The 6,486-nt window shown below is 75.6% G+C and carries 9 protein-coding genes; 6 read left to right on the top strand and 3 right to left on the bottom strand.

The genetic code is table 11. The features are described 5' to 3' along the window. A partial coding sequence (locus GTW08_RS05155) for a C40 family peptidase (RefSeq protein ID WP_161151485.1) occupies positions 1-520 on the top strand: 520 nt, incomplete at its 5' end. Here the strand turns inward: GTW08_RS05155 and GTW08_RS05150 are convergent. After that, positions 504-1,412, bottom strand: a complete 909-nt coding sequence (locus tag GTW08_RS05150) for a LysR family transcriptional regulator (protein ID WP_161151484.1) — start codon at positions 1,410-1,412, stop codon at positions 504-506. The two genes, GTW08_RS05155 and GTW08_RS05150, sit on opposite strands and share 17 nt — an antisense overlap. A 72-nt stretch (positions 1,413-1,484) precedes the next feature. Here GTW08_RS05150 and GTW08_RS05145 point away from each other — a divergent pair, with 72 nt between their 5' ends. Both GTW08_RS05145 and GTW08_RS05140 read left to right on the top strand, forming a co-directional pair. Further along, positions 1,485-2,381, top strand: coding sequence for an EamA family transporter (locus GTW08_RS05145; RefSeq protein WP_073575294.1), 897 nt, complete (start codon positions 1,485-1,487; stop codon positions 2,379-2,381). After that, a complete protein-coding gene (locus GTW08_RS05140; protein WP_073574760.1) occupies positions 2,378-2,773 on the top strand; it encodes a VOC family protein in 396 nt (131 codons plus the stop codon). Before GTW08_RS05145 ends, GTW08_RS05140 begins: the two co-directional genes overlap by 4 nt. A 1-nt stretch (position 2,774) precedes the next feature. On the opposite strand, the gene GTW08_RS05135 is transcribed toward GTW08_RS05140, so the two are convergent. Further along, on the bottom strand, positions 2,775-3,308 hold the full coding sequence (locus GTW08_RS05135; protein ID WP_073574761.1) for a hypothetical protein: 534 nt from the start codon (positions 3,306-3,308) through the stop codon (positions 2,775-2,777). Between the two features lie 323 nt (positions 3,309-3,631). Between GTW08_RS05135 and GTW08_RS05130 the strand changes: the two genes are divergently transcribed. Both GTW08_RS05130 and GTW08_RS05125 read left to right on the top strand, forming a co-directional pair. Beyond that, complete coding sequence (locus tag GTW08_RS05130; RefSeq protein WP_073574763.1) at positions 3,632-5,218, top strand: HNH endonuclease signature motif containing protein; 1,587 nt, start codon at positions 3,632-3,634, stop codon at positions 5,216-5,218. 5 nt (positions 5,219-5,223) lie between these two features. Then, complete coding sequence (locus GTW08_RS05125; protein WP_073574764.1) at positions 5,224-5,484, top strand: hypothetical protein; 261 nt, start codon at positions 5,224-5,226, stop codon at positions 5,482-5,484. Between the two features lie 7 nt (positions 5,485-5,491). Here GTW08_RS05125 and GTW08_RS05120 read toward each other — a convergent pair whose 3' ends face one another. Continuing rightward, positions 5,492-5,890: a VOC family protein gene (locus GTW08_RS05120; RefSeq protein ID WP_073574765.1), complete on the bottom strand. Its 399-nt coding sequence runs from the start codon at positions 5,888-5,890 to the stop codon at positions 5,492-5,494. A gap of 234 nt (positions 5,891-6,124) precedes the next feature. Between GTW08_RS05120 and GTW08_RS05115 the strand changes: the two genes are divergently transcribed. Beyond that, the coding region (locus GTW08_RS05115; RefSeq protein ID WP_346009852.1) for an ATP-binding cassette domain-containing protein at positions 6,125-6,486 on the top strand (362 nt) is incomplete at its 3' end.

The following is a 6,486-nucleotide window of genomic DNA, read 5'->3' as shown; positions in this document are numbered from 1 at the left end:
GCTCCAGGCCGAGGCCGACCGGCAGGCCCGGGAGGAGGCGGCGTCGCGGGTCGCGCAGGAGCCCGCGCCGTCGGACGGCCCCGCGCCGCGGCGCACCGGGTCGGCGGCGATCGAGACCGTGATCGACCGGGCGATGGCCCAGCTCGGCACCATCTACGCCTGGGGTGGCGGCAACTCGCGCGGACCGACCCGCGGGATCCGCGACGGCGGCGTCGCCGACGCCCACGGCGACTTCCGCAAGGTCGGCTTCGACTGCTCGGGGCTGATGCAGTTCGCCTTCGCCGGGGTCGGCGTCGACCTGCCCCGCTACAGCGGCAACCAGGCGAACGCCGGCCGGCTGGTGCCGATCTCGGACATGCGGCGCGGGGACATGCTGTCCTGGGCCGACGGCGGCCGCACCCACCACATCGCCATCTACCTCGGCGACGGGAAGATGCTCGAGGCCCCGTACTCGGGCGCGAGTGTGCGGGTCACCTCGGTCCGCTATGACGGCCTGAACAAGGTCACCCGGCTGCTCTGACGGCCGCGGCCTCGCCGGTCAGCTCGTCGAGCACCAGCCGCACCGCGGGCCGGGTCACCGCACCGCGGGTCACGGCCCGCACCAGGCGGGCGGCCCGCACCCTGGCGAGCGGGCGCAGTGCGAGCCGGGCGCCGTCGCGGTGGTCGGTGGAGTAGCGGGGCAGCAGCGCGACGCCGTGCCCGTGGGCGACGAGCTCCTCGGTGACCGAGAAGTCGTTGATCCGCTGCACCACCCGCGGCACGGTGCCGGTGACCAGTGCGAGCGAGCTGAGCACGTCGTCGACCGGCCACCCGACGGCGACCGAGATCCAGTCGGCGTCGACGAGGTCGGACAGGTGCACCTCGGCGCGGTGGGCCAGCGGGTGGTCCGGGGGCAGGGCGACGTCGAGGGGCTCGCGCAGGAGCGGGTGCACGGTGAGCCGGCCCGTGCGCAGCGGGTCGAGTCGTTCGTCGTGGTGGGTGACGACGACGTCGGCGTCGGCCGCGGCGGCCGGTACCTCCTCCGGGCGCAGGTCGAGGTCACGGCAGGACAGCGCCAGCCCGGGGTGGGCCGACGCCCGGCGCAGCAGCCCGGGCAGCAGCAGCCGGGCCGCCGACGGGAAGAACACCACCCGGACCGTGCCCAGCGGCTGCTCGCGCAGGCCCGCGGTGGTCTCCTCCAGCCGGCCCAGCGCGTCGAGCACCTCCTGCGCTCCGTCGACGACGGCCCGCCCGGCCGCGGTGAGCCGCAGCCCGCGCCCGTCCGGTGCGGTCAGCTCCAGGCCCGCCTCCCGGGACAGTGCCTTGAGCTGCTGGGACACCGCGGACGGGGTGAAGTTGAGCGCCGCGGCGACGGCGGTGACCGAGCCGCGGTCGGCGAGCTCGCGCAGGATCCGGAGCCGCCGCACGTCCATGCAGGAAAGCTACAACATCGTTTCAGTTGTTGTCGCTGGTCTGCACGGTCTCGGGACGGCAGCGTGGACGCCGTGACCGTTCGTGACCGCCTGCTCGCCGTCGTCGTCGCCGTGTTGTGGGGCGCCAACTTCATCGCCATCCACGTCGGGCTCGAGCACTTCCAGCCGCTGTTCCTGGCCGGGCTGCGGATGCTCGTGCTGGCGGTCCCGACGGTGCTCCTCGTGCCGCGGCCGCGGGTTCCGCTGCGCTGGCTCGTCGGCTACGGGCTCGGGTTCGGCACGGTGCAGTTCCTCTTCCTGTTCCTGGGGATGTACGCCGGGATGCCGACCGGGCTCGCGTCGCTGGTCCTGCAGGCGTCGGGACCGTTCACGCTCGTGCTGGGTGCGCTGCTACTGCGCGAGAGGGTGACGCCGCGGCAGTGGGCCGGGATCGGCGTCGCCGTGCTCGGGCTGGGGTGCATCGCCCTCGCCCGAGCCCAGTCCGCGGCGCTGCTGCCGGTCGTGCTGACCCTGCTCGGCGCGCTCGGCTGGGCGGCCGGGAACCTGTGCAGCCGGCTGGCCCAGCGCGACGGCGAGGCGGTCGACCCGCTGCACCTGACGCTGTGGATGACCGTCGTGCCGCCGGTGCCGATGCTGGCCGCCTCGGCCGTGGTGGAGGGTCCGGGCGCCTGGGGCGACGTCGTCGCGATGGTGACCCCCGACGGCGTCGCCGGGCTGGTCGCGCTCGTGTACCTGTCGCTGGTCGCGACCGTGCTCGCCGCCGGGATCTGGACCGGGCTGATGCGCCGCTACCCGGCGGGGCTCGTCGCGCCGCACTCGCTGCTCGTGCCGGTGGTCGGGATGAGCCTGGCGATGGTGCTGCTGGGGGAGCGGCCGTCGGTGACCGAGCTGGTCGCCGGGGTGGTGGTCGTCGGCGGGGTGCTGGTGGCCTCCGCGCCGGCCCGGCGTCGGGTAGAGGTGAGGGTATGAGGCTGCGCTACACGACGCTCGTGGTCGACGACTACGACGCCGCGATCACCTTCTTCGTCGACGTGCTCGGCTTCGAGCTGGTCGAGGACTCGCCCGCGACGACCTCGACGACCGGGGCGGCGAAGCGCCGGGTCGTGGTGCGTCCGCCCGGCGCCGACACCGGCCTGCTCCTGGCCCGCGCCGACGGCGACCGGCAGCGGGCCGTCGTCGGTGACCAGTTCGCCGGGCGGGTGGGGCACTTCCTGGAGGTCGACGACGCCGCCGCGGAGTACGAGCGGCTCGTGGCGCTCGGGGTGGAGTTCGAGGGACCGCCGCGGGTGGAGGCCTACGGCACGGTCGCGGTGTTCCGCGACGTCGCCGGGAACCGGTGGGACCTGCTCTCCGGGCCGTGAGTCAGGCGCGCCGGCGCCGTCGGCGGTTGCGGCGACGGCGGCTCGGGACGAGGAACGCCGCCGCGGTCCCGACCAGGACGACGACCCCGAGCGCGACGAGGGCGGTCACGAACGCGCCCGCCGACACAGTGGTCGCCGGAGGCCCGGGCGGTACCGCGGGCGCGGCCGCGACCTCGTGGGTGGCGGTGCAGATGTTGTCCTCGTACGGGCTCGCCGGGTTCAGCGGACGGAACTCGTAGCGGGTCCCGGTGGCGTACGACCGGTCGACCGAGGTCGCGGTGTTCGGTCGGGGGGTGGGGGAGCCGACGACCTGGACGTCGCGGCCGTCGTCGGTACGGACCTGCGCGACGCGGCCGTCGGCGGAGGTCGAGGCGACGGTGCCGGTGAACGCGTGGGCGGAGCGGGGTGGGTCGGCGATGCACGAGGCCCTGGCCGCCGGGCTCGTCGTCCCGCTCGCCGCGGTCGCCGCACCCGTCGCGCTCGTCGGGGCGAGGAGCGCCAGGGCGGCGAGCAGCGGGACGGCGAGACGGGGCACGGGGTCATCCTCGCGCGTGCGGGGGTCGCGCGCCTCCGCCGTCCAGCCGAGTGGTCGGGTCAGGGACGCCGTCTTCGGAGCGGAGCTCGAGTCGTGGTGGGACGGCCTGGCCGTCGAGGCGCGACCGCTGTGCTCCGGCGGGCGCGTCGGTCGGGGGCTCGGGGAGTGGCCGCGGGGGCGCGAGGCCCAGGCGTGATGAGGTCGGGGAGGCGGCGGCGCGAGCCGGTGCGCGGGGATCGTCCGCTGCCGGGCTGCGGCGGACGGGCGGATGCGAGCGCCGAACGACCTGGAAAGGTCCAGCTAGGAGATCTATAATCGAACATATGATCGATCAGGTGGACGTGCTGGACGTGCTGAGCCACACCGATCCCGCCGACGACCCGGCCTGGCTCGAACACCGGCGCCGTCGTGAGGCGGTGGAGGAGGCGATCCGGTGCCCGCACGGTCTCGCGATCGACCTGTGCGGCGAGATGTGTGGTCCCGAGCCCCCGCCCGACCCCTCCGGCGGGATCGACGACGTCGCCTGGGAGGCGCTGCGGTGCCTGGTCGCCGGAGCCCCGCCCGACCGGCTCACCGATCTGCAGGTGCTCGACGTCCTGGAGGGCGCCGAGCACTGGGTGCGGCGCTCGACCGCCCTGCGGATGCGGTCGGTCGCGCAGATCGCGGAGCGCCACCCGGCCGGGAGCGGCGCCGCGCCGCCGGGCGCGGACCCGCGTGCGGTGCAGCCCGTCTCGCGCTGGCTGCCGGACCAGGTGGCGATCGTGCTGCGGGTCCCGCGCGACCACGCGCGGTCGCTGATCGGGCAGGCGCAGCGGTTCGCCCAGGTGCTGCCGGAGACCCTGGCCGCGTGGGAGTCGGGGGCGATCGACCAGGGCGCCGCCGAGGCGATCTCGTCGTCGACACTCGTCCTCGACGACGAGCGCGCCCGCCGGGTGCAGGCCGCGGTCCTCCCGGGGGCTCCGGAGGCGCACCGCCGGTTGCTGCGGGACCGGCTGCGCCGCCACATCGCCCGCGTCGACCCGGACGGCGCCCGCGAGCGCCACGAGCGGGCCCGGTCGGAGCGGCGGATGTCGCTCTCCCCGGGTGACGACGGCATGGGCTCGCTGTGGCTGGGCGGCACCGCCGCGCAGGTGGAGGCGTCGTGGCAGTGCGTCGACCGGCTCGCGCGCTCCCTGGACGACCCGTGCGACGACCGCACCCTGGACCAGAGGCGCGTCGACCTCGCCCACCAGCTGCTGCAGGGCACGCTGACGCTCACCGACGTCGGCACGGTCCGGGACGCGCTCGGGGCGGGCACCGACGAGGACGGCCTGCTCGCAGCGGTCGCGCGGGTGCTCGCCGCGAAGCCGGACCCGGAGGAGGCCGTGGGCCGACACCCGCTGATCCAGGTCGTCGTCCCGCTCAGCACGCTGATGGGCGGCGCGGCACCGGGCGAGCTGGTCGGGCACGGCCCGATCCCCGCCGACCTCGCCCGGGCCCTCGCCGCCGGCGGGGTGTGGCAGCGGCTGGTGACCGACCCGCTGTCGGGCACGCTGCTCGACGTGGGGCGGACCCGCTACCGCCCGCCGGTCGCGATGGCCGACCACGTCCGGGCGCGGGACTGCACCTGTCGCGGCCCGGCGTGCAGCCGACGGGTCCGCGACCTCGACCACCACGTGCCGTGGGCGGCCGGGGACGGGCCGACCAGCGCCGAGAACCTGTTCGGGCTGTGCCGGGCCGACCACGCGCTGAAGGACGCACCGGGCTGGCAGGTGCTCGCCAGGACCGACGGCAGCCTGATCTGGGTGGCACCGTGCGGCCGCCGGGCGACGACGCGGCCGTTCGACCACCGGGTCTTCACCGATCCGCTGCCGGACGCGGCCGACCACGACCACGACCACGACGCCGGCGCCGTCGTCGCGCCCTTCTGATCACCGTGCCGAACGGGCAGGGCGGGGTCGTGGAGCGTCACCGGGAACGCAGTGAGGTCCAGGCGGTCGAGACCGTCCGGGCGGTGCTGCTCGGTGTCCTGGTCGCCGGTGTCGTGCTCACCCTCGTGTGGGCCGTGCGGGCAGGGCTCGACGTCGTGCACCCGTGGTGGTCGTTCCGCACCGGGTTCCCGCTCCCGGTGGCCGGGGCGGTCGCGTTGGTCGTCGTGCTCGTCGTCCTCCTACGGGCGCGTCGCCGGGGGATCTGAGCGCTGCTCAGGCGGCCGGGGCGGCGAGCTGCCAAGACACGCCGAAGCGGTCCTCGACCCAGGCGAAGGGGCCGAAGCCGTAGTCGTCGAGCGGCATGAACTCCCGCCCACCGGTCGCGAGCGCCGCCAGCAGCCGCTCCTGCTCGTCGCCGGACTCGCAGTCCACCCACAGCGAGACGGCGGGGGAGAAGTCCCACTGGTGCACCGGCGGGCTGTCGCTGCACCGCAGGCGCTGCCCGGCGACGACGAACTCGGCGAGAACCACCGCGTTCGGATCGTCGGGGCGGTGGGTGACCGAGACGATCTCGCCGTCGTCGAACAGGGATGTCCAGAACTCCATCGCCTCGCTCGCGCTCGGGCCACGCGGCGGCTGGAAGGTCAGGAACGGCACGGCTCGGGCGGTCATCGGGTCCTCCTGCGCGGGGCGGGGTCGACGGTGCACGGAAACCGGACGACACGGCCGTGCGCCGATGGCTAGGGTCGACACCATGGCACGAGGCATCTGGTCGCAGAAGGTCCGCACCGCCCGCTGACGGCGGCGCCCTTCACCCCTTCCGAACCGCGTCCGCCGTCCCGGTCCCCGCCGGGCGGCGCATCCCGTGCTGCCCGGCTCCGATCTCGGATGCCGCGGAGCCCTCTCGTGCACACCACCCCCGAACCGTCCTCACCCCTGCCCGCCCTCGACGTCGGCGCGGCCGCCCACGTGCGTGCCGAGGACGTCGTCGTCACCCGCGGGTCGCACCGCGTCCTCACCGGCGTGACGCTGACCGTCTCCGCCCGCTCGCGGCTCGCCGTCGTCGGGGAGAACGGGCGCGGCAAGTCCACGCTCCTGCACGTCCTCGCGGGCCTGCTCGCGCCGGACGCCGGGATCGTGCACCGCGCCGGCACCGTCGCCCTGGCCCGCCAGGAGGTGCCCGCCCGCGACGGCGAGACCGTCGGCACCCTGACCGCGGAGTCGCTCGCCGCCCCGCGGACGGCGCTGCGCGAGCTCGACGCGGCGAC

It is taken from the genome of Pseudonocardia sp. SID8383 (assembly GCF_009864975.1).
GTDB lineage: Bacteria > Actinomycetota > Actinomycetes > Mycobacteriales > Pseudonocardiaceae > Pseudonocardia > Pseudonocardia alni.
Note: the sequence above shows the minus strand (reverse complement) of the source record. Positions and strands in the feature narration are given on the sequence as shown.